The organism is Pontibacter cellulosilyticus (assembly GCF_014306105.1).
Classification (GTDB): domain Bacteria; phylum Bacteroidota; class Bacteroidia; order Cytophagales; family Hymenobacteraceae; genus Pontibacter; species Pontibacter cellulosilyticus.
Window position 1 is genome coordinate 1,344,754 of the sequence record NZ_JACRVF010000001.1, and the last position, 22,527, is coordinate 1,367,280.

General features: G+C 48.8%; 12 protein-coding genes. 7 read left to right on the forward strand and 5 right to left on the reverse strand.

Features of this window, described 5'->3' with window-relative positions; translation table 11 throughout:
* Nucleotides 1–13: 13 nt before the first annotated feature.
* Entirely contained in the window at nucleotides 14–2,233 is a 2,220-nt protein-coding gene (locus tag H8S84_RS05755) for a bifunctional alpha,alpha-trehalose-phosphate synthase (UDP-forming)/trehalose-phosphatase (RefSeq protein ID WP_187066288.1), read from the reverse strand.
* Nucleotides 2,234–2,532: 299 nt separating this feature from the next.
* On the opposite strand from H8S84_RS05755, the gene H8S84_RS05760 reads away from it, so the two are divergent.
* Entirely contained in the window at nucleotides 2,533–3,621 is a 1,089-nt protein-coding gene (locus tag H8S84_RS05760; protein WP_187066289.1) for a mechanosensitive ion channel family protein, read from the forward strand.
* Between the two features lie 39 nt (nucleotides 3,622–3,660).
* Nucleotides 3,661–4,260 carry a DUF2179 domain-containing protein gene (locus H8S84_RS05765; protein WP_187066290.1) on the forward strand — a complete coding sequence of 200 codons (600 nt, stop codon included), beginning with the start codon at nucleotides 3,661–3,663 and terminating at the stop codon, nucleotides 4,258–4,260.
* Between the two features lie 132 nt (nucleotides 4,261–4,392).
* Here the strand turns inward: H8S84_RS05765 and glgB are convergent, their stop codons facing one another.
* The 3 genes from glgB to H8S84_RS05780 are packed head-to-tail and all read right to left on the reverse strand — an operon-like array spanning nucleotide 4,393 to nucleotide 12,157.
* Nucleotides 4,393–6,783 carry a 1,4-alpha-glucan branching protein GlgB gene (glgB, locus tag H8S84_RS05770; RefSeq protein WP_187066291.1) on the reverse strand — a complete coding sequence of 797 codons (2,391 nt, stop codon included), beginning with the start codon at nucleotides 6,781–6,783 and terminating at the stop codon, nucleotides 4,393–4,395.
* Nucleotides 6,776–10,111 (reverse strand): maltose alpha-D-glucosyltransferase, encoded by a 3,336-nt coding sequence (gene treS, locus H8S84_RS05775; protein WP_187066292.1) that lies wholly within the window; start codon nucleotides 10,109–10,111, stop codon nucleotides 6,776–6,778. The genes glgB and treS overlap by 8 nt, the downstream gene beginning before the upstream one ends.
* Before the next feature lie 24 nt (nucleotides 10,112–10,135).
* Entirely contained in the window at nucleotides 10,136–12,157 is a 2,022-nt protein-coding gene (locus H8S84_RS05780; RefSeq protein WP_187066293.1) for an alpha-1,4-glucan--maltose-1-phosphate maltosyltransferase, read from the reverse strand.
* Between the two features lie 213 nt (nucleotides 12,158–12,370).
* On the opposite strand from H8S84_RS05780, the gene treZ reads away from it, so the two are divergent.
* From treZ to H8S84_RS05805, 5 genes are all read left to right on the forward strand, one after another.
* Nucleotides 12,371–14,215, forward strand: a complete 1,845-nt coding sequence (treZ, locus tag H8S84_RS05785; RefSeq protein ID WP_187066294.1) for a malto-oligosyltrehalose trehalohydrolase — start codon at nucleotides 12,371–12,373, stop codon at nucleotides 14,213–14,215.
* Nucleotide 14,216: 1 nt separating this feature from the next.
* Nucleotides 14,217–16,643: a DUF3536 domain-containing protein gene (locus H8S84_RS05790; protein ID WP_187066295.1), complete on the forward strand. Its 2,427-nt coding sequence runs from the start codon at nucleotides 14,217–14,219 to the stop codon at nucleotides 16,641–16,643.
* Between the two features lie 2 nt (nucleotides 16,644–16,645).
* The gene (gene treY, locus H8S84_RS05795; protein ID WP_187066296.1) at nucleotides 16,646–19,354 is read left to right on the forward strand and encodes a malto-oligosyltrehalose synthase; all 2,709 of its coding nucleotides are present in this window, start codon (nucleotides 16,646–16,648) and stop codon (nucleotides 19,352–19,354) included.
* A complete protein-coding gene (gene malQ, locus H8S84_RS05800; protein WP_187066297.1) occupies nucleotides 19,351–20,892 on the forward strand; it encodes a 4-alpha-glucanotransferase in 1,542 nt (513 codons plus the stop codon). The genes treY and malQ overlap by 4 nt, the downstream gene beginning before the upstream one ends.
* 90 nt (nucleotides 20,893–20,982) lie before the next feature.
* Nucleotides 20,983–21,540, forward strand: a complete 558-nt coding sequence (locus tag H8S84_RS05805) for a thioredoxin family protein (RefSeq protein WP_187066298.1) — start codon at nucleotides 20,983–20,985, stop codon at nucleotides 21,538–21,540.
* On the opposite strand, the gene H8S84_RS05810 is transcribed toward H8S84_RS05805, so the two are convergent.
* Nucleotides 21,521–22,357, reverse strand: coding sequence for a murein L,D-transpeptidase catalytic domain family protein (locus H8S84_RS05810; RefSeq protein ID WP_230407048.1), 837 nt, complete (start codon nucleotides 22,355–22,357; stop codon nucleotides 21,521–21,523). The two genes, H8S84_RS05805 and H8S84_RS05810, sit on opposite strands and share 20 nt — an antisense overlap.
* Nucleotides 22,358–22,527 lie beyond the last annotated feature (170 nt).

Here is a 22,527-nt window from a genome sequence, read left to right on the forward strand (position 1 = left end):
GATTTTATCAATTTTACGATCCGGTCATCATGGCATCGGTAGCCTGTTCAGAGCTGGAATGGCGGAGTAGCTTCGACAGCATCCAGCGAGCCTCCTGGCATGTATCCAGGTGGTATTTGGCGACAGAGCTGCCGTTACCGATTTTCACCGTGTAAGCCTCTCGTGGCATGGCTTTAAAAACATCTTCGTCTCCCCAATCGTCACCTACGGCCAATACAAACTCATGCGGATATTTGCCAAGCCAATAGCTTGCCGCTTTGCCTTTATTTATTTCCTGTGCCTTTACTTCAACTGCCATCTGCCCGTCCAGTACCTGCAAGTTGCTGTTGGTAGCTAAAAAGTTAAGGTGGCTTACCAGTTCACGGGCACGCAGTTCGCCAAGGCCGGTTTCTACTTTGCGGTAATGCCACACCAGCGAGTAGTCCTTCTCTTCTATAAACGAACCGGGGGTACGGTCTACGTAAAGCTCCAGAATCAAACGGATATCACTTTTCCAGTCGTCCATTAGGCTAAGTACAGTTTGCCAGCCGGCATTCTTTTGCTTTATCCAGACGCCGTGCTCGGCAATAATATCAATATTCAGGTGGCCCAGCCACTCTTCCATGTTGTCTTTTTCGCGGCTGCTCACTACAACTACTCTGTTTTTAGGGTCGCTGCCTAACCTGTCCAGCAGCTCAATCAATTCCTCCGACGGGTTTGCCATCAGCGGCCTGTTGGTGTAATCTACCAGGGCACCGTCATACTCCAGGAAGAACAGCCTCGAACTCGCCGAAACATACGAATCGGTAAGCTCCTGGAAAGTGGCAGAATCCAGGTAAGTGGTAGCCATAGAAAGCTGCTTGATCTTCACATAAGATAGCCTGTCCATGAACATCGACACCCAATGATGTATGTTGTAGCGCTTGATGGTCTCCTGCATGCTGGTCATGTGCACTTTCTGCTCCTCTACTGGCATCGTAAGCGCCTGGTGCAGCGCCTCCACCATCTGGTCAATGTCGTTTGGGTTGATGAGCAAGGCATCTGACAGCTCTTTAGAAGCACCGGCCATTTCGCTAAGTATAAGTACACCGGTTTGGTCGTGCTTGCTAGCCACATACTCTTTACACACCAGGTTCATGCCGTCGCGCATCGGTGTAACCAGCGCTATATCGGCCATGCGGTAAAAAGCAGACAGTGTTTCGAGTGGGTAAGAGCGATAAAAATATTGAATAGGGTTCCAGTCGATGTGGCTATACTTGCCGTTTATGCGGCCCACCATTTCGTCCACCTCCTCTTTCAGCTCTTTATACTTCTCCACCTCGTCACGGCTAGGCACTACCAGCATCACCAGTGTTACCTTGTCATGAAACTCGGGGTACTTCTCCAGGAACTTCTCAAAAGCATCTAAACGCTGTGGAATTCCTTTAGAGTAATCCAGTCTATCAATGGAGATAATGAGTTTTTCTGCTTTTAAGTTGCTGCGGTAAATACGCTCACGCTTGGCTACCTCTTCCGAAACAGCTGTCTGGGCATACTTTTCATAATCAATCCCCATCGGAAAAGAGTCTACCAACAGCGATCTGGTACCAGTATTAATCCAACCGTGCATGCTGCCGTAGCCTACCAGCCTGTTCACAGAGCTCAGGAAGTGGCGCATGTCATCATACGTATGGAAACCAACCAGGTCGGAACCCAACATTCCTTCCAGAAGCTCTTTACGCCATGGCAGCAGCCTGAACACCTCGTAACTCGGAAAAGGGATGTGTTGGAAAAAGCCTATGGTACAATCAGGCAGTTTTTCGCGGAGCATAGAAGGCAACAAAAGCAACTGGTAATCATGCACCCAGATCGTATCATCAGGGCCAGCGTGCTTTACGATTTCGTCGCAAAACTTTTGGTTGGCGTTTTTATAGGTCTCCCAAAACTGCTGATCGTAAACGGCATACTGGCTAAAATAATGAAAAGTAGGCCAGAGCGTTTCGTTGCTAAAGCCTTCGTAATACTCTTTTATTTCGGCTTCAGTCAGAAAAACAGGGAACATGCTTTCCTTCTGCAGCTCTTTTATAATCTGCTGCTGCTTATCTGCTTCCTCTACCACCTTGCCGGGCCAGCCTATCCATAAGTTGTCTCCTTCTTTATAGATAGAGCCTAAGCCTGTCGCCAGTCCACCCTCGCTTGTTTTAAATTGTAGTTCACCCTCCTTCTCCTGGAGTTTAACGGGAAGTCTATTTGATACAATGATCAGTTTTGCCATGTAAGCCTTGTAAGTGACGCAATCTGCTTAAACCGTGTGGTGCATAACCGTTAAACAGTGCTCCTATTATTTCTTCTGTTAGATTTAGTCGCTGATTAATATTACGCAAAGAACCTTACAAGCGTTTTCTATATATAGAACTTTAACTATAAATAATCGGCATTAAACTTACATAACATTGGTCTTCACATTAAACACAACCTCAAACCATTTTCCAGAGTAAGTTTAGGCCATGGACTATACTTGCTGCAGTAGAGACAAACGCCGCTGCGCTGGTTGTTGATCTCGTTTACTTCTCAATGGATAAAATTTCAGATTTCTTTTATCAGCTGGATGATATGGCACTGGGGTTATGCATCATACTTGCTGCCCTGATAGTGGGTATACTCATAAAGTATACTTTGTTTAAGCTACTGAGAAGCTATAACAAACAAGAAAATCCGTTGCTGGTACGGTCACTTACGCTGCACCTGAACCAACCGCTTTCATTTCTGATCCCGCTGTTGTTTCTGTCTGTTGCAGTGCCATTATTGCCGTATTCAGACAAAACCATTTACGTACTGAAGCGGATAATCGAAGTACTGGATATACTTGTGTTTGCCTGGGCACTCATAAAGCTTACTAATGTGGCCAGAGACATTGTGCGGCAAAAGTACCAGGTAGACAAACCAGACAACTTTAGGGAGCGTAAGCTTTACACACAGCTGCAGTTCCTGCGCAAACTTACCATTGTGCTGATTGCATTCGTAGCAGTTTCGATGATCCTGCTGAGTTTTGACGCTGTTAGAAAACTGGGTACAGGTTTGCTTACTTCTGCTGGTGTACTGGGGATAGTTGTAGGTGTGGCTGCTCAGAAGTCTATAGCCAACTTACTAGCCGGTTTACAAATTGCGTTTACGCAACCCATACGGTTGGATGACGTGCTGGTGCTGGAGGGTGAGTTCGGCCGGGTAGAAGAAATTACATTGACCTATGTAGTGCTCAGGCTCTGGGACAACCGTAGGCTTGTTCTGCCCCTAAATTATTTTATAGATAAACCCTTCCAAAATTGGACCCGCACCGGTTCCGATATACTGGCAACTGTTTACCTTTACACAGACTATACCGTACCCATTGATGCCTTACGAACTGAATTCGAGGCTATACTTGCCGGTACAGAGCTATGGGACAGGCGGGTATCTGCGCTTCAGGTTACCGACTCGAAAGAGCATACGCTGGAACTGCGTGCGCTTATGAGCGCCAACAACTCCGCTCTTGCCTGGGATCTGCGCTGCCTGGTACGGGAAAGGCTGGTGCAGTTTATTCAGAAAAATTACCCCGATGCACTTCCGAAACTGAGAACGGAGGTAACCGGTCCTGCTTTGCATACTTTATCAAAACATTCTTAACTTGAAGTATAAACATACTTGCTTCGTTAACCACCTAACATGAGTTTATTTGAAGGAATAGATCCTACTATTGTTGAATGGGTCATTATCCCGGTACTGATTTTCCTGGCACGCATCTGCGACGTTACCCTGGGCACACTGCGCATTGTTTTCATATCCAAAGGCGACAAGATCATTGCTCCCATACTTGGTTTTCTTGAAGTTCTTATCTGGCTAATCGCCATTACGCAGGTAATGGAAAACCTGAACAACTTTGCCTCTTACCTGGCCTGGGCCGCGGGTTTCGCAACCGGTAACTTTCTGGGACTGCGTGTAGAGCAAAAGCTGGCGCTTGGGCAAATGGTTGTGCGCGTAATTACTGTAGAACCAGCTGATAAACTTATTGATCGGCTTAAAGGCCACGGATACCGCCTTACATGTATTGATGCACGAGGCACCAGAGGTAAAGTAAACCTGCTTTTCCTGATCGTAAAGCGTAAGAAACTGGATAAGGTAATCGACATCATCCGGGATTATAACCCACAGGCCTTCTACTCGGTAGAGGATGTACGTTCTGTTTCTGAGTTTGAAATTCCGCAGGAAGAAAGCAAACGCCAGATAGGATTCAGAAAGCTGTTCCCACTTCGTAAGGGGAAGTAATATTGGGTTGGAGAGATGGACTAGTATTTTGCTCCTCTATTCCCTGCCGCAAGTATGGCTACCGTGTAGAAAAACAAAGAGACGCAGTGTGATGCGTCTCTTTGTTGCTAATTTCTTATATTTCTAACAAAATCATCCTCTAAACTGAAAGTATACCACAGCCAATGGCGGCAGCTTAAGTATAATGGAGTTGTCGCGGCCATGGAAAGACTCCGGTACTGCGTGGAGTGGTTCTGTGTTTTGCACATTGCTGCCCCCGTAGCGGCCATCGTCGCTGTTAAATACCTGTATATATTCTCCTAAATGCGGCACACCCAATTTGTAATGCTCATGCAATGCAGGCGTAAGATTACACACAACCAGTAACTCCTCCATTGGCGTTGCACCTTTGCGGATAAAGCTAATGACAGAGTTGTGCGCATCATGATAATCTACCCACTCAAAACCTTCCGGCTCAAAACCACGGGCATAAAGTGCTGGCTCTGCTTTATAAATGTTATTCAGATCGCGAAGTGATTCCTGTATGCCTTGGTGATAACCATATTGCAGTAAGTGCCAATCTAAGCTGCTATCGTGGTTCCATTCAGTAGACTGGCCAATCTCGCCGCCCATAAATAGCAGTTTAGCACCCGGGTGCGCGTACATGTAGGCGTACAGCGCACGCAGGTTTGCAAACTGCTGCCATTCATCGCCTGGCATCTTGCGCAGCAAAGCTCCTTTACCATGCACTACCTCATCGTGCGACAACGGCAGCATAAACCTTTCGGAGAAGGCATAAACCAAGCTAAAGGTAATTTCACCTTGGTGGTGGCGGCGGTAGATCGGATCTTTGGAGAAGTAATGCAGCGTATCGTTCATCCAGCCCATCATCCATTTCATATTAAAGCCTAAGCCTCCGCTTTCTACTTTACCTGTTACTGCAGGCCAGGCCGTAGATTCTTCTGCTACCGTCTGTACATCCGGAAACTGATCGTGCACTGCCTGGTTAAACTCTTTCAGGAATGAGATAGCCTCCAGGTTTTCGCGTCCGCCGTGCTCGTTTGGTATCCACTCTCCTTCTTTGCGGCTGTAATCTAAGTATAACATCGAGGCCACAGCATCTACACGCAAGCCATCGGCATGGTATTTATCCAGCCAGAAAAGCGCATTGCTGATCAGGAAAGAACGTACCTCGTTTCGACCATAGTTAAAAATGTAGCTGTTCCAGTCAGGGTGATAGCCTTTTCGCGGATCGGCGTGCTCGAAAAGGTGCGTACCGTCGAAGTATGCCAATCCGTGCTCATCTGATGGAAAATGAGAAGGCACCCAGTCAAGTATAACACCAATGCCATGCTGGTGCAGCACATCGATCAAATGCATGAGGTCCTGCGGCGAACCCAGCAAGCTATGTGCGGCAAAATAACCGGTTATCTGGTACCCCCAAGAGCCACTGAACGGGTGAAACATGATAGGCATCAGCTCCACGTGCGTGAAGCCCATATTTTGCACATATGCCGGTAGTTCCTCAGCCAGCTCACGGTATGTCAAAGGCCGGTTATTGTCTTCTGCTTTGCGACGCCAGGAGCCTAAGTGCAACTCGTACACACTGTAAGGCTGTGGCTGACCTGTCAGTTCTTTGCGTCGCTGCATCCAGGTATCGTCCTGCCACTCATACTTTAAGTCACTTACCACGGAAGCAGTCTGGGGAGGCACTTCACGGGCAAAGGCAAACGGATCGCTTTTCTCTACCTGGTACATGTTGTATTGCGACCTGATATGGTACTTGTACAACATACCTTTACTTACTTCAGGTATAAAGCCCTCCCAGATGCCGGAGCCGTCATGGCGTACAAACAGCTGATGGCTATCGCGGCTCCAGCTGTTAAAATCGCCCATTACCGAAACCTGTTCCGCATTAGGGGCCCATACAGCAAAGTAAGTACCTTGCCGGCCGGCATGCTCCATTGGGTGCGAGCCAAGCTTTTCATAAAGCTGGTAATGCCTTCCCTCTTTAAACAGGTACACATCAAACTCCGAGAGCTGACTAATCGGGTATACCGCCCTTTGCTCCTGCACCTGCGCAGGTGGCTCTACAGGAACAACTTCCTCAGGCATTGCAGTAGTTGGTACAGTTGCCATCTTTCTTGTTGTCTTAGACTTAGCAGCTGTAGTTACCTTTGTTTCTGCCTTTCCGGCTTTAGATTTACCAGTTCCGGCAGATTTCAGTTTAGGTTTTTGCACTGAGCCGTCTCCTGTGGCAACCGGAACTTCCACATCTTTTGCTGCTGTTCCGGTCTTCCTGCTTTTTGCAGCAGACTTAGTAGCAGTATCCTTTGCTTTTGAGGCTGCCTTACCCTTAGCTGGTTTAGAGGCTGTCTCGTTAGCCGGCTCTGTTACCGGTGCGCCCATCTCTGCCACAGGTGCTTCTTTCTTTTTCCGTGTACCGGATTTCTCCGCTGCTGCACCTTTGGCTTTTGCATCGGCTCCGCCAGCTGCATTCATACTTCCTGTCTCGGTTGTTTTGTCTAGTTTCTTCTTAGCCATTACTATACTTCCTCATGATGTATTTAATGCCTCTGATCGGGATGAGCACCCAATCCGGACGGTTGTTTAATTCATATCCTAGCTCATAGATCGCTTTCTCCAGCAGGAACGTCTGTATCAGTACTTCAAAGTCTTCCTCGTTTGGAGGAACTACGCCTGTACCCATGGTTCTGCCCAGGTAATTGTGCATAAAGAAATTGCTGGCGTAGTGGTACCACTGCTCTGCCCATGCCTCCAGGTACTCTGCCTCTTCTTTTCGCAGGCCTTCTTGCTGGAAATATGCGCTGTAGGCAGCATAATGGAACGAGCGGATCATACCGGCTACATCGCGCAGTGCAGATCGCTTTAACCTGCGCTCGCTAAACGAACGGGCTGGTTCTCCCTCAAAATCGATAATGTAAAAGTCCTTACCCGTAAATAGCACCTGCCCCAAGTGGTAATCGCCGTGGGTTCTTATTTTCAGAGTGTCAATCTTCTTGGAGAAAATCAGTTTTAGTCTTTCCAGTATCTCTTCACGCATTTGCAGCACTTCTTCTGCCTCTACACGAACATTTTCTGAGAGTTTATTCAGGTGCTTTGCTAAGCTATCGAAGTTTACGCGCACCAGTGAGATAAGCGATGAGTACAGTGAACGCTGGTAGTGCAGCGAGAAGTTGTCCGGCACAAAGTCTTTATTATCGTAGATGTTGCTAAGCGCCAGGTGCATTTCGGCGGTGCGCTGCCCCAGCAGCTCGATGCGCTCAACGTGGGCTCCTCCCAACTGCATCTGTATCTCATCAGGGATATCTGAAAATGCCAACGGACGCGAAAGCGAACCTAATGCCGGTTTCAGCTTCATGCGGTCGTTTTGGGTACGGATGCGCTCGAACATACGCTTAAGAGAATCTCCTACGTAGCTCCAGGCATCGCCCTGGTTTGGCACCAGTTCCTGCAGCATCATCAGCACCATCGGGTTCTGTCCCTGCTCGTGCTCTTCCAGTGTACCTAAAAAGCGCGGCACATGCTCAAAGCCAACTTTATCCGTCAGCACCTGCACCACCTCCACATCCGGGTTAATGATACGGTCCAGCTTACGGTATACTTTCAGGAACAGTGAGTTGCCGAATACGATAGATGTATTACTCTGCTCCGCTGAAAGAATTTTGGATGAGAGAGTATTACCCGCTTCGTTCATCATGGAGCTAACCTCACGGTGGCTGAAGCCTACAAGCTCTGCACCGTCTGCTTTGATGCGTTTGCGTTTTACCAGCATCTGCAGCAGCATCTGCCTGAACTCTTCATTGAACAGGGCATCATAAAGTATACCCTCCTGCCCATTCTGCACTACCCGCGCCACCACACTCGCTGCATTAGAGTTGCTGATCTCGTCGGCCTGCTCTCCGGTTGCAAACGCAATTGGTAGCTGGTAAAGCTCTGGTAATCCTTCGTTATAACTAACCTCTATTAGCAGCAGCGACGCCGCCTGCCGCCCAAAAGGCATTGGCAAATCTTTGACGATCTGCATGCGCTGCACCGTACGGGCTTTGCCGCCAAACCAGCGGCGCTGCATGATGTAAGATGGCAGCACCCGGTTTTCGAGAGTTTTTATCGTTTGGCTGGTAAGCTGCTCTTTTAAAGAACTGATCTGCACAGCCGGCCTGCTTTGCTGGTCCACTGTTTCCTGGCCAGCCTCCTGTGGCCTAAGCTCCATCCAGTAATAGCCGTGTCCACCAATGGTAAACAGGTAGTTCTCATCCTTTATGCCCGGAAACTTGTTCTTGCTGAACACCTCTACCGGCACATGCCCTTTGTACTCATTCAGATCCAGTTCCACTGCCTCCGGAAAACGCGACAGGTTGGCAATTACAAGTATGGTTTCGTCTTCATACTCACGTATAAACGCCAGCACTTTAGAGTTAGATGGAGAAAGGAATCGTATACTTCCGCGGCCAAAGGCTTTGTAGCGCTTGCGCATGTTAATAGTGCGGCGCATCCACCAGAGCAGCGAATTAGCGTTATGGTTCTGCGTGTCCACGTTAACCGATTCATACTTATACTCTGGATCTATGATCACTGGCAAATATAACTTCTGCGGATTGGCATCGGAGAAGCCGGCGTTGCGGTTATCATTCCACTGCATCGGCGTACGCACGCCATCACGGTCACCGAGATAATAGTTATCACCCATACCTATCTCATCGCCATAGTATACCACTGGTGTACCACGCATCGAGAAAAGCAGAATGTTCATCAGTTCAATTTTGGCGCGATCATTTCCCAGCAGCGGGGCCAGGCGGTGACGAATACCAAGATTAATGCGTGCCTGCGGGTCTTTGGTGTATACTTTATACATGTAGTCGCGCTCCTCATCGGTTACCATCTCCAGCGTCAGCTCGTCGTGGTTGCGCAGGAACATGGCCCACTGGCAGCTTTCGGGTATGGCCGGTGTCTGGTTAAAGATGTCGATGATCGGGTAACGATCTTCCATCTTCAAGGACATAAACAGGCGCGGCATGATCGGGAAATGGTAGTTCATGTGGCATTCGTCGCCGTCTCCAAAGTATGATGCTGAATCCTCTGGCCACATGTTAGCCTCTGCCAAAAGCAGTTTTCCGGTATACTTTTGGTCTACATGCGCGCGCAGCTTTTTTAGGAAGTCGTGCGTCTCGGGCAGGTTTTCGCCGTTGGTGCCTTCGCGTTCAAACAAGTATGGCACAGCATCCAGACGGAAACCATCCACACCCAAATCAAACCAGTAATCCAGCACCTTAAACACCTCCTTCTGTACGGCAGGGTTGTCGTAGTTCAGGTCGGGTTGGTGCGAGAAAAAGCGGTGCCAGTAGTATTGTTCTGCCACAGGGTCCCAAGTCCAGTTGCTTGGCTCATAGTCGGTAAAGATGATGCGAACGTCTTTATACTTGTTCGGATCATCGCTCCAAACATACCAGTCTCTGTACTTAGAGCCTTTCTTGGCACGGCGGGCCCGCTGGAACCAAGGGTGCTGATCGGAAGTATGGTTGATAACCAGCTCTGTAATTACCTTTAACCCACGGCGATGCGCTTCCCGCACAAAGGCTTTAAAATCCTGCATGTTACCATAGTTAGGATTTATACTTAGGTAATCTGCAATGTCATACCCGTCGTCACGGAGAGGTGATGGATAGAAAGGCAATAGCCAGATGGCTGTTACACCTAGATCTTCCAGGTAATCCAGCTTTTGCATCAGGCCTTTAAAATCGCCGATGCCGTCGCCGCTGCCATCTTTAAAGGCTTTGATGTGCAGCTCATAAATAATGGCATCTTTATACCAATGGATGTTGTCGTCTAGTTCGAATTTCTCGTCTGCCATAGTGTTGGTACAGGGTGGTTTAGCTTATTCGTTTGTAAGGTGATCAGATGGTAACCAGTTATCGTCTAAATTATCGTGTCCCATGCCGGGGTTGGCTGTTTCTATGCGGAATACGTGCACCGGCATTTCATGCGGCCTTAACTCCACGTAGTTCCATTCGTCGTGCCAGGTATACTTGCGCTCCGTTAACAGATCGTGCACCAGGTAATGCTGCCCCTGGGGTATGTTCAGTTTCCAGATCGGCACTTTTACCCAGCCTGCCTGTGTATTGTGCGGGTCCAGGTTTACAACCATCAGCATCTTGTTCTTCAGATCGTCGCTCCATTTTGCATAGCACAGCAGGTTAGGATTATCGGTATCGCCAAAGATGATATTCCAGGTGGTTTGCAGCGCCGGGTTTACCTTGCGGATCTTGTTGATGAGCGTGATCACCTCCCGGATCTTGGTCATTTTGCCCCAGTCCCAGTGCTTTACCTCATACTTTTCAGAGTCTAAATACTCTTCCTTGCCGGGCACTGGCGTAGCGATACCGAACTCATACACCGGCCCATACAAACCGTAGTTAGACGACATGGTAGCCGCCATTACCACGCGCGTAATATGCGCCGCTTCGCCTCCCTCCTGCAGCGCCACCGGGTTAATGTCCGGAGTATTGGGCCAGAAGTTTGGACGGTAGTATTCCCGTAAATCAGTTTGAGTTAGTTCTGTCATGTACTGCTTCAGTTCGTCAGCAGTGTTACGCCAGGTATAATAAGTATAGGTCTGGGTAAATCCGATCTTAGCCAGGCGTTCCATCACACGTGGCCGCGTAAAGGCTTCGGATAAGAAGATAACCTGCGGATGGTTTTTATGAATATCAGCGATCACCCACTCCCAAAATGCAAAGGCTTTGGTGTGTGGGTTATCTACTCTGAAGATGAACACGCCCTGGTCAATCCAGTGAAGCAATACTCTTCGCAACTCCTTCCAGAGGTTTTGCCAGTCTGGCGTTTCAAAATTCACAGGCAGCACGTCCTGGTACTTTTTAGGTGGGTTCTCGGCATACTGCACCATGCCATCTGGTCGCCATTTAAACCACTGCGGATGCTCTTTTACATAGGGATGGTCTGGTGAACACTGGATAGCAAAATCAAGGGCTATTTCGATGCCATGCTCTCTGGCATCATGCACAAACTGCCGGAAATCATCCAACGTACCCAGCTCCGGAAGTATGGCATCGTGGCCTCCTTCTTCGCCGCCAATAGCCCACGGTGATCCAGGCTCTCCAGGTTCTGAGGTTACAGAGTTGTTCTTGCCTTTTCTGAAAGCGCGGCCGATGGGGTGTATAGGTGGCAGGTAAATCGTATCGAAGCCCATTTCAGCGATGCGCGGCAGCAAACGCGCTGCATCTCCAAAGGTGCCATGACGACCACCTTCCTGCGCTGCTGATCTCGGGAAAAACTCGTACCAGGTGCTGAAAAGTGCTTTCTGCCGCTCTACATCCAGTTGCAGGATTTTCTCATAGGTGCTCACGTTACTGCGCTCACAGCATGCATGCATCAGTTCGCTTACATCGGGCCCGGTGGCAAGGGCAACGGCATCGGCCACAGAAGTTACATTGCGTAACTGCTCTGCCCACTTCCTAAGCCGTTTCTGCTGGCCGGGTTTGGATGTGGCTGCGGCATTTTCTAGATGCTCTGCTCCGATCATCAGCTCCACGGCTATATCCTGGTTGGCTTCATACTTCTTCTTCAGGCCTTTCTGCCACGAATAAAAGTGATCTACCCAGCCTTGCACACTGTACTCGTAGCGGCCCATTGAGTCAGGCGTAAACGAGGCTTCCCAGCGGTCATTGCCCAGAAACTTCATCGGCACCTCTTCCCACTTTTTCCGTCGGGTGTGCCTGTAAATAAGCTGGGCTTTTACTTCATCATGTCCATCAGCAAAAACATCGGCTGTAACGGTGAGCTGTTCTCCCACCACGCGCTTGGCGGGATATCGTCCGCAATTGATCTGCGGTTTTACATTTTCTATGACAACACGTTTGGTTCCTTCTAGTCCTTCCATGTAGTGATTTCTTCTTAAGTTATGTAGGTACTGTGCTGGTTAAAATATGTTTCGGACAATATTTTAAATCATATTATATGTTTCGTAACTGCACCCGATGCTCCTGTAAACGGACCTGCTGCACTACACTTACCATACCGCTCTATTTGCTAAAAATCCACAACTTATTGCTTAAAAAGCCAGTTAATACGTGCTGTAAAAAACCCTACAAGTATGTCTATTCGGAGAGAAATAGGAGCAAAGTACAACCCCGGCGAAGGAACGCTGTACACAGTGTGGGCACCTGATGCAGCAGATGTGAAGGTTAGATTGCACAAACCAAAACCACAGGATATTCCTTTACAGCAAGAAGCCTTCGGTTACTGGACAGCATTGGCAGAAGAAGCAACACCGGGTACACGCTATACATTTTTGCTTGATGAGGAGAAAGAAAGACCAGACCCCGCTTCGCTTTCACAGCCAAACGGCGTACACGAACCCTCAGAAGTAGTAGACCACCACAGCTTTTCCTGGACAGACACAAAATGGAAAGGCGTGCCGCTGCAGCAGTATATTATTTACGAGTTACACGTGGGCACCTTTTCGGAAGCAGGTACTTTTGAAGGCGTTATTGAAAAATTGCCGCAGCTCAAAAACCTGGGCATAACGGCTATCGAGCTAATGCCGGTGGCGCAGTTCCCGGGCAGCCGCAACTGGGGTTACGATGGTGTATTTCCGTATGCAGTGCAAAACTCCTATGGTGGCCCCGATGGTTTAAAGCAGTTGGTAAATGCCTGCCACGCACAGGGTATGGCCGTGATACTGGACGTAGTATATAACCACCTTGGCCCAGAAGGGAACTACCTCCGCGACTTTGGTCCATACTTCACTAACAAGTATAACACTCCCTGGGGCGAGGCCATTAACTTCGACGACGCCTACTCTGACCCCGTACGCAACTTCTTTTTCCAAAATGCCCTGATGTGGTTCCGGGATTATCACATCGACGCGCTACGCCTGGATGCGGTACATGCCATTTACGACAATAGTGCTAAGCATTTTCTGCAGGAGCTGCAGGAGCATGTGCACCAGCTGGAGGAGCAGGAAGGCCGGGAGTTTATACTTATAGCTGAAAGCGACCTGAATGATGTACGCCTTATCAACCCGACAGAGCGTGGCGGTTACGGCCTGGCGGCGCAATGGAACGATGATTTTCATCATGTGATCCACGCGATGGTAACTGGTGAGCAGGAAGGCTACTATGTCGGCTTTGGAACGGCAGAGCAGCTGGCAAAAATAATGACCCATGCTTTTGTTTATGATGGCCTGTACTCGGAGCACCGTAAACGCACGTTCGGTAGTTCTACAGCCCGTAACATGGCCCAACAGTTTGTCGTGTTTTCCCAGAATCACGACCAGGTAGGCAACCGTATGCTCGGAGAACGACTCTCGCAGTTGGTAAGCTATGAGATGCAGAAGGTAGTAGCTGGCTTGGTTATACTTTCGCCCTACCTGCCTATGCTGTTCATGGGGGAAGAGTATGGAGAGCAGAACCCGTTTTTATACTTTGTGAGCCACGGAGACGAAGACCTGATTGAAGCAGTGCGCAAAGGCCGGCGCGAAGAGTTTGCGTCTTTTGCCTGGCAAGGCGAGGCACCCGACCCGCAAAGCGAAAAAACATTTAAGCAGTCCAGGTTACGGCATAGCTATACTTCCGACGCAAACCAACTGCACTTGCGCGAGTACTACAAGCGGCTCATCCTGCTCAGAAAATCATCTCCTGCGCTTGCTGCACCTGATAAAGATAAAGTAGAGGCATACATGGATGAGCACGAGAAGGTGCTGCACTTAATCCATTTTACAAAACCGCCGTATATCTATTGCTTATTTAACATAAGTACCGCACCAAAGACGGTAAAACTCAATCAGGAAAAATTTAACGGAAACTGGCTGGTATTGCTCTCCTCTGCCGACCCTATGTGGAGTGGAAAAGGACATTCATTGCCTCAGGAGTTGCAGGGGCAGACGGAGATCACAATACCGGCAGAATCTATACTTATACTTCAGGAACAGAAATAACATGGAACAATACATATGCATACACGGCCACTTTTATCAGCCACCACGCGATAACCCATGGCTTAACGAAGTAGAGTTGCAGGAATCTGCGGCACCCTACCACGACTGGAACGAACGCATCACAGACGAGTGCTATGCCCGAAACTCTGCCTCCCGTATTCTGGATGACAAAGGCAAAATAGTAGACATCACCAACAACTACAGCAACATCAGCTTCAACTTTGGCCCTACTCTGCTGGAGTGGATGGAGAAAAATGAACCTGACACCTACCAGGCCATACTGGACGCCGACAAGCAAAGTATGCAGCATTTTTCCGGTCACGGCTCGGCTTTAGCGCAGGTATACAATCACATTATCATGCCGCTGGCCAACGAGCGTGACAAGCATACACAGGTAATATGGGGAATCTATGATTTCAAGAAACGCTTTGGCCGAGACCCGGAGGGCATGTGGCTGGCAGAGACCGCTGCAGATACGCCTACTTTAGAGGTATTGGCACAGCATGGCATTAAGTTTACCATTCTCTCTCCTTACCAGGCAAAACAATTCCGGAAGATCGGGGAAAAGGAATGGCATAACGCTGAGGGAGCCAACATAAACCCACGCCGTCCATACTTGTGCAAGCTGCCCTCTGGCAAAGAGATCGTGCTTTTCTTTTACGATGGACCGGTTTCCCAGGGTATTGCTTTTGAAAGGCTGCTAAACAGCGGTGAGTCATTTGCCAACAGGCTGGTAGACGCATTGGACCATAAAAGCAAAGAACCGCAGCTGATGCACATCGCCACCGACGGCGAAACGTACGGCCACCACCACCGGTTCGGAGAAATGGCTCTATCATACGCAGTGCATCATATACAGGAAAAGACCCAGGCTCAAATAACGGTTTACGGAGAGTACCTCGAAAAATTCCCGCCAACGTACGAGGCACAGATCATAGAAGAAACTTCGTGGAGCTGTGCCCACGGTGTAGAACGCTGGCGCAGCAATTGCGGCTGTAATACCGGAGGCCATGCCCACTGGAACCAGGAATGGAGAAAGCCCCTGCGCGAGGCGTTCGACTGGCTTCGGGATGAACTTGCACCGCTTTACAGCGAGGAGATCGGGAAACTTGGTGCTGACCCTTGGGCCACCCGCAACGACTATATCCAAGTGATCATGGACCGGTCTGAGGAGAATGTGGAGAATTTCTTCGAAAGCCATACTACCAGGGAGCTGACCCAGGAGGAAAAAGTGCGCTTTCTGAAACTGATGGAAATGCAGTACCACACCCTGCTAATCTATACCAGCTGCGGATGGTTCTTTGATGAAGTGACTGGTATTGAAACGATGCAGGATGTATTTTATGCGGCACGCGCTATACAACTGGCAAAAGAAGTAAGCAGCAAAGACTATGAACAGAAGTTCCTGGAGTACCTGGAGAACGCAAAGAGCAATCTGAAAGACCAGGGCAACGCAGCAAAAGCCTATCGCAGCTTTGTTGCCCCTACTATTATCGATCTGCTGCGCGTGGGGGCGCACTATGCCATCTCCTCACTTTTCGAGAGCAAGACCGATACAGAGCAGGAGCTTTATAGCTTTAAGGCAACCTCAGAAGCTTATGAGCTGCAAGAGGCCGGCAAGCAGAAACTGGTAACAGGCCGCGCCAACATTAAATCAAAAATAACTTGGGAAGAGGTAACCATAACCTTTGCGGCATTGCACCTCGGAGACCATCAGTTATTCGGGGGGGTGCGCGAATTTATGGATCATGATAGCTACGAGAGCCTTAAAGCAGAACTGAAAGCGGCCTTTGAAAGGGGCAATGTAAGCGAAGTGATCATGTTGCTGGACAAACATTTTGAGTCGCACAGTTACTCTTTCTGGCACCTGTTTAAAGACGATCAGAAGAAGATACTCGATCAGGTACTGGCTACCACCATGCAGGGCGTAGAAAACGATTTCCAGCAACTGTACGACAATAACTACCCGCTTATCTCGGCCATAAAAACAATTGGCATGAAACTGCCTCGTCCTTTGCAAACCACGGTAGAATACATCGTAAATACTAAGCTGCTGCGCGAATTTGAAAGCGAGACACCGAACACAACTGAGATAAAAAGGCTGCTCGAAGAGGTGCAGCGCATGCGTGTCAGGCTAAACTACAGCCAACTGGAGTTTGCCGTTACCAACCGGGTTGATGAAATGATGAAGAAGATACAGCAAGAGCCACATAACATGGATACCATGAACGTGCTAATTGAATTGCTTGACGTACTGGAGGGATCTAAGCTGGAAACAGATTATTGGCAGGCACAGAACATCGCTTTTTATATGCAGCAAAACGGCTATTTAGACCTGAAAAAACGAAGCGAAAACGGTGATACCGAGGCTGCCGCATGGTGCCATCAGTTCGAAAAACTATACCAGAACCTTAACCTTAAAGTATAAGCATGGCATACATTCCGTCGGCTACGTACCGGTTACAGCTATCGCCTGGCTTTACCTTAAAGCAAACGCTGCACCTGCTCCCCTACCTGCAGGAGCTGGGCATCAGCACCATTTACGCGGCTCCTATCTTCTGTGCAAGGCCCGGCAGCGAGCATGGCTACGATGTAACGGCTCCCTACAACATTAACCCGGCCTTAGGCACGCAGCAGGAGCTGAAGCAGATAGCCGAAGAACTGAAGAGCAGAGGCATGGGATGGCTGCAGGACATTGTGCCCAACCACATGGCCTATCATCCGGAGAACGTGTGGTTGATGGATGTGCTGGAAAAGGGCCCGCAGTCAAATTTTTATACTTTCTTCGACATCGACTTTAAGCACCCGGACTTTGCCGGGCAGGTAATGGTGCCTTTCCTGGGAGATAAGTTGGATAAAGTGTTGGAGGAAAAGCAACTGAAGGTGGAGTTACAGGAAGATGGTCTGAAGATAGTATACTTTGAGAATGCCTATCCCTTAAGCCTTTCCACCTACCATACCTTGTTTCAAAAAGCTCTGAAGAGTTCCAGCGAACCGGGTATCACACCGCTTACAGGTCAGTTTTTGGAGGAGCTGCAACACTTTGAAGAGGAAGAAACCATTACCCCTGCTGCCTGGACAAACTATAAAAAGAAGCTTTATACTTCGGAGCTGCTAAAAAGCGCTTTGGTTAAAGTTACTGCACAGATAAATAAAGATGAGGAGCAACTAAAACAACTACTGGACCAGCAGCACTTTATACTTTGCCATTGGCAGGAAACGGAGAAGCAGATCAACTACCGTCGCTTTTTCACGGTAAACGACCTCATCTGCCTGCGCATGGAAAAACAGGATGTGTTTGTACAGTACCACCAGTTTATACAGCAGTTGTGCCATAACAACACCCTGCAGGGCCTACGGGTAGACCACGTGGATGGCCTCTTCGACCCGAGTACTTACCTGAAGCGTTTGCGGGAACTGGCAGGGCCAGAGAAGTATATTATTGTAGAGAAGATACTGGAGGGCGAAGAGCAGTTGCCGGAGCGTTGGCCGATTCAGGGCAACAGCGGCTACGACTTTCTCGCTTGGGTTAGCAACCTGTACACCTCCGGCAGTGGCCGCCGCAAACTAACGGAAGTCTATCGCCGCCTGGTGCCGGATGCGCCTACTAATTACGAGCAACTGGTATTCAACAAGAAAATGTTCATCCTCAAAAATCATATGCAGGGTGAGCTGGATAATTTGTTACGTGTGCTGCAGGAGCGGCACCTGATACCTTTGTCCGATGCCGAAGTATGGCGCGAAGCATTGGCCGTTGTACTGGCAGCCTTCCCCGTGTACTGCATTTACGGCAATCGGCTGCCGCTTTCTGCAGGTGAGATGGAGGTAGTAGATAAAGCCTTTGCTGAGGCACAGGAGCAGGCTCCAAAGCTACAGGAGCAGTTACAGCACCTGCACTCCCTGTTTACCCTAACACCCGATGATACAGCTGATACAAAGCACCACAAGTTATACTTTGTAATGCGTAGCCAGCAGTTTACAGGGCCTTTGGCGGCTAAAGGCGTGGAGGATACTACCTTCTATAACTATAACCGCCTCATCTCGCTGAACGAAGTAGGCAACAGTCCGGATATCTTCCATTTGGAGACGGAGGAATTTCATGAGCGGATGTTGTACCGGCAACGGGTATACCCGCACTCACTAAACGCCACTGCCACCCACGACACCAAACGCGGAGAGGGTGCCCGCATGCGCCTGAACGTGCTAAGCGAACTACCCGAAGAGTGGGAGGAGCATGTAAAGCAGTGGATAGAGATCAGCAGAAAGTATACTTCAGAACCTACGGCCAACGATTTATACTTCATCTTCCAGACCATAATTGGCGTGCTATCATCAGAGGGTGAGGCCGGTTACAGTCTGATAGAGCGCCTGCAGACTTACCTTGAAAAAGCACTGCGTGAAGCCAAGGTAAACAGTGACTGGGCTGATCCGAATGAGACTTATGAGCAAGCTGTAAAGGATTTGGTACGCCAACTGCTGGAGGAGAATTCCGGCTTTATGAATTCCTTCCTGCCATTCTTCCGGAAGGTGGCGCACTACGGTTGGATCTACGCGCTCTGCCAAACGCTGCTTAAGATCACCTGCCCAGGCGTACCAGATATTTACCAGGGAACGGAGCTCTGGGACCTGAGCCTGGTAGACCCAGATAACCGCCGCCCTGTAGACTACAGGCTGCGGCAGCACCACCTACTCCGTATCCGCCAGCATGAAAACCAAAACACCTACCAGTTACACCGCGAACTGTTGCAAAATTGGGAAAGTGGAGAAGTAAAGCTGTACCTGATCTACAAAGCGCTGAATGCACGGCATTATTTCCAGCAGTTGTTTAGCCACGGCGAGTACATACCGCTAAATGTAACTGGCAAGTATAAAAACCATGCACTAGCCTTTGCACGTCACTTTAAAAATGAGTGGGCTATTGTAGTTGTCCCGTTGCTGTTAACAAAACTGGTTTCGAAAAGTAACCTTCCGTTGGGTGCCGAAGTATGGGAAGACACAGCCATTGAAATTCCAGAGGACGCGCCTTCGCAATGGAGTTTCGTGTTTGGCAAAGACACGTGGCAAGGCAGCAACACAATTCCCCTGGCAGAAATTTTTAAGACATTTCCGGTGGCATTTTTAACAGCAACAGCATCATGATCATACCTAAACGCAGCAGCGGCTTATTGCTGCACATCACCTCCCTCCCATCCCGCTTTGGTATAGGCGACATGGGGCCTGAGGCTTATAAATTCTGCGACCTGCTGGTAGAGGCCGGGCAACGTTACTGGCAGATATTACCGCTAAACCCAACCGAGCATGAGTATGGAAACTCGCCATACAGCAGTCACTCTGCTTTTGCCGGTAACCCGCTGCTCATCAGCCCGGAGCTTCTGCAGCAGGATGGTTTGCTGCAAACCAAAGATCTCGAGACAGATCAAAGCTTTCCGGAGGATAGGGTAGATTTTAAGGCTGTTGCCAAGTATAAAATTGCGCTGCTCAAAAAATCCTATGCGTTTTTTAAATCCGAGTTGCCCGATGTGATCTGGAAGGATTTTACGCAGTTCCAGAAAACGCACCGTTCCTGGCTCGACGACTTTGCACGCTTCTCTGCCTACAAAGCCCACTTCCACCATAAAAGCTGGGTAGAATGGCCGCAGGAAATAAAGTACCGCGAAGAAGGTGCCATGCAGGAACTGGATGATGAGCTTTCGGAAAAGATAGAGTTTGAGGAGTACCTGCAGTTTCTGGTGTACAGGCAGTGGCAAAAGCTGAAAAACTATTGCAACCAGAAGGGTATAATTTTTCTGGGAGATATGCCTTTTTATGTGAGCCACGACAGCGCCGATGTATGGGCAAATCCAAAGTATTTTAAGCTGGACAGAGACGGAAACCCAACGGCAGTATCCGGAGTGCCACCAGACTACTTCAGTGAAACCGGCCAGCTTTGGGGTACTCCAGTGTATGACTGGGAAGTACTGCAAAAACACCATTTTGACTGGTGGATACAACGCATCGAGCATAATCTTCAGCTTTTCGGTCTGCTTCGCCTCGACCACTTCAGGGCTTTCTCTGCTTATTGGGAAGTGCCTGCAGGAGAAGAAACGGCTATTAAAGGCAACTGGGTAAAAAGCCCCGGGGATGAGATTCTCAAGATCATCAAACAAAAGCACCACCCCATGCCAATCATTGCCGAAGACCTAGGTGAGATAGACCAGCCGGTGCGCGACCTGATACATAAGTTTGACCTGCCCGGTATGTTGGTGCTGCTGTTTGCCTTTGGCGATGATATATCCAATAACCCGTATGCGCCGCACAACCACAAAGTAAATAGTATTGTGTATACCGGCACCCACGATAACAATACAGTACGGGGCTGGTACGAAAAGCAGGCCAGTAAGGAAGACAAGCACCGCCTGAGCGAGTACAGCAACCACAAGTTAAATGCCGATAATGTAGCCGATGTGATGATGCACCTGGCGCTGGGTTCGGTGGCACAGTTGGCTATACTTCCGGTGCAGGATGTGCTGCGTTTAGGTGCAGATGCAGTGATGAACGTACCTTCTACGATAGATAAAAACTGGGAGTGGCGCCTGAAAGACAAGCAGTTTGCACAGCAACAGGTAAAGCATTTACTTGAGATGACAGCCATCTATGGCCGCTGCGACACCGAAAAAACAAGTATAAATAATCTGTAGGCAAGGTATTGGGAAAGTGGATTTAAAAACATACTTTAGGGTGAGTATCTGCTAAAGATATTGTTAGGCTTACCACTAAAACCTTAAACTATGGCACACTCCACCACCCAGATCGAGTTGGGTTCTAAAGCCCATCACTTTGCCCTTTTAGATACTGTTTCTGATAAGCTTGTTTCCTTAGACGATATAGCCTCTCCAAATGCTACCGTTATCATGTTTATCTGCAACCACTGCCCTTATGTAAAACACATTTTACCAGAGCTGGTGCAGCTGGCAGACGAGTATCAGCAAAAGGGTATAAGCTTTGTCGCCATCAGCTCTAACGATGCGCAGATACAGCCGCTCGATGGACCGGAGGAGATGAAAATGCTGGCTGACGAATTGCAGTTTCCCTTTCCGTACCTCTACGACCAAACCCAGATGGTAGCACGCCATTACATGGCTGAGTGTACTCCTGAGTTTTTCGTGTACGACGGGCACAAGCGCTTAGCCTACCACGGCCAGTTCGACGGCTCCAGGCCAAACAACGACGTACCGGTAACCGGCCAGGACCTGAAACAGGTGCTGGATCTTTTACTTGACCACAAGCCGGTGAACATGCAACAACAGCCCAGCGTAGGCTGCAGCATTAAGTGGCGGGTTCAGTAGGCGGAATGTCTTTCTGATTTTCCTTTACCAGTTCTGCCATGGCAGTTACGTGGTCCAGGTACTGCGAAGTATAGGCATCGTACTCTGCGTGTATGTACATCGCTGTACCTCCTACCACTGTTTTAATAATATCCTCGTGTTCTTCCATAGGTATAGCCGGGCAACCAAGGCTGCGCCCTAGTCTGCCAGCCTGTGCTATAAAATCCTCGGTGGCATACTCTGCTCCGTGCATTACTATACAGCGATCTTTGGCATTGGAGTTAAATTCCTTGTCTAAACCCTCCAACTTAAGCGACAGGCCATGTTTGCCGTAGTAGGTGCCTTCGGTTACATAAAATCCTATGCTGCTCATGTACGATTCGCTCTTGTTAGAGAAGTTCTCGGCAAACTCATCCCCGGAGTTGCGCCCATGCGACACGTAGGTATTATGCAGCAGTTCTTTCTTGTCCAGGTCCACTACCCACAGCCTCTTCTCATTCGATGATTTAGAAAAGTCCACGATGGTAAGTATAGCTTTATCAGCGATTTCGTCGCGGTGCTTCATGTTGTAGTAACCGGTAAGTGCTTTTTCGAACACCTCCAGCCTCATGCCTGTTTCCTGTAGCCCTATGTGGTTGTAAAGGTTAAAGGCAACCTGGTTAAACTTTACTACTTTATATTCGGAGATACGGGCTTTGGTACGTTTCGAGTCTTTTAATGAAGCTGACGAGGCACCTCCTACCGGCGTGGCCATAGGGGTTAGTACCAGCGGTGCGAACAATGGAAGTATGCCCTTTGCCAACCTTCTTCGTATATATCTTAACCTGGGCTTTCTCATAATAATAGCTTTATAGTTTTACCTTTTTACGCAGTGCTATCCACACGGTTAAGTTCTGCAGCTATTGCCGGCTCACCTGAACTGCCAAGAGAGACTTGGAAGTATAAAAGGCATCATTTTTGCGTATCTACCTGTGTTATAACCACATCAACCTTAGTAATCATACATGC

What these genes read in the sequence shown, in the direction of transcription:
- malQ (WP_187066297.1), top strand. Translation starts at nt 19,351, where the DNA reads ATGATCATACCTAAACGCAGCAGCGGCTTATTGCTGCACATCACCTCC.
- H8S84_RS05780 (WP_187066293.1), bottom strand. Translation starts at nt 12,157, where the DNA reads ATGGAAGGACTAGAAGGAACCAAACGTGTTGTCATAGAAAATGTAAAA.
- H8S84_RS05790 (WP_187066295.1), top strand. Translation starts at nt 14,217, where the DNA reads ATGGAACAATACATATGCATACACGGCCACTTTTATCAGCCACCACGC.
- treY (WP_187066296.1), top strand. Translation starts at nt 16,646, where the DNA reads ATGGCATACATTCCGTCGGCTACGTACCGGTTACAGCTATCGCCTGGC.
- H8S84_RS05755 (WP_187066288.1), bottom strand. Translation starts at nt 2,233, where the DNA reads ATGGCAAAACTGATCATTGTATCAAATAGACTTCCCGTTAAACTCCAG.
- H8S84_RS05810 (WP_230407048.1), bottom strand. Translation starts at nt 22,357, where the DNA reads ATGAGAAAGCCCAGGTTAAGATATATACGAAGAAGGTTGGCAAAGGGC.
- H8S84_RS05760 (WP_187066289.1), top strand. Translation starts at nt 2,533, where the DNA reads ATGGATAAAATTTCAGATTTCTTTTATCAGCTGGATGATATGGCACTG.
- H8S84_RS05805 (WP_187066298.1), top strand. Translation starts at nt 20,983, where the DNA reads ATGGCACACTCCACCACCCAGATCGAGTTGGGTTCTAAAGCCCATCAC.
- H8S84_RS05765 (WP_187066290.1), top strand. Translation starts at nt 3,661, where the DNA reads ATGAGTTTATTTGAAGGAATAGATCCTACTATTGTTGAATGGGTCATT.
- glgB (WP_187066291.1), bottom strand. Translation starts at nt 6,783, where the DNA reads ATGGCTAAGAAGAAACTAGACAAAACAACCGAGACAGGAAGTATGAAT.
- treS (WP_187066292.1), bottom strand. Translation starts at nt 10,111, where the DNA reads ATGGCAGACGAGAAATTCGAACTAGACGACAACATCCATTGGTATAAA.
- treZ (WP_187066294.1), top strand. Translation starts at nt 12,371, where the DNA reads ATGTCTATTCGGAGAGAAATAGGAGCAAAGTACAACCCCGGCGAAGGA.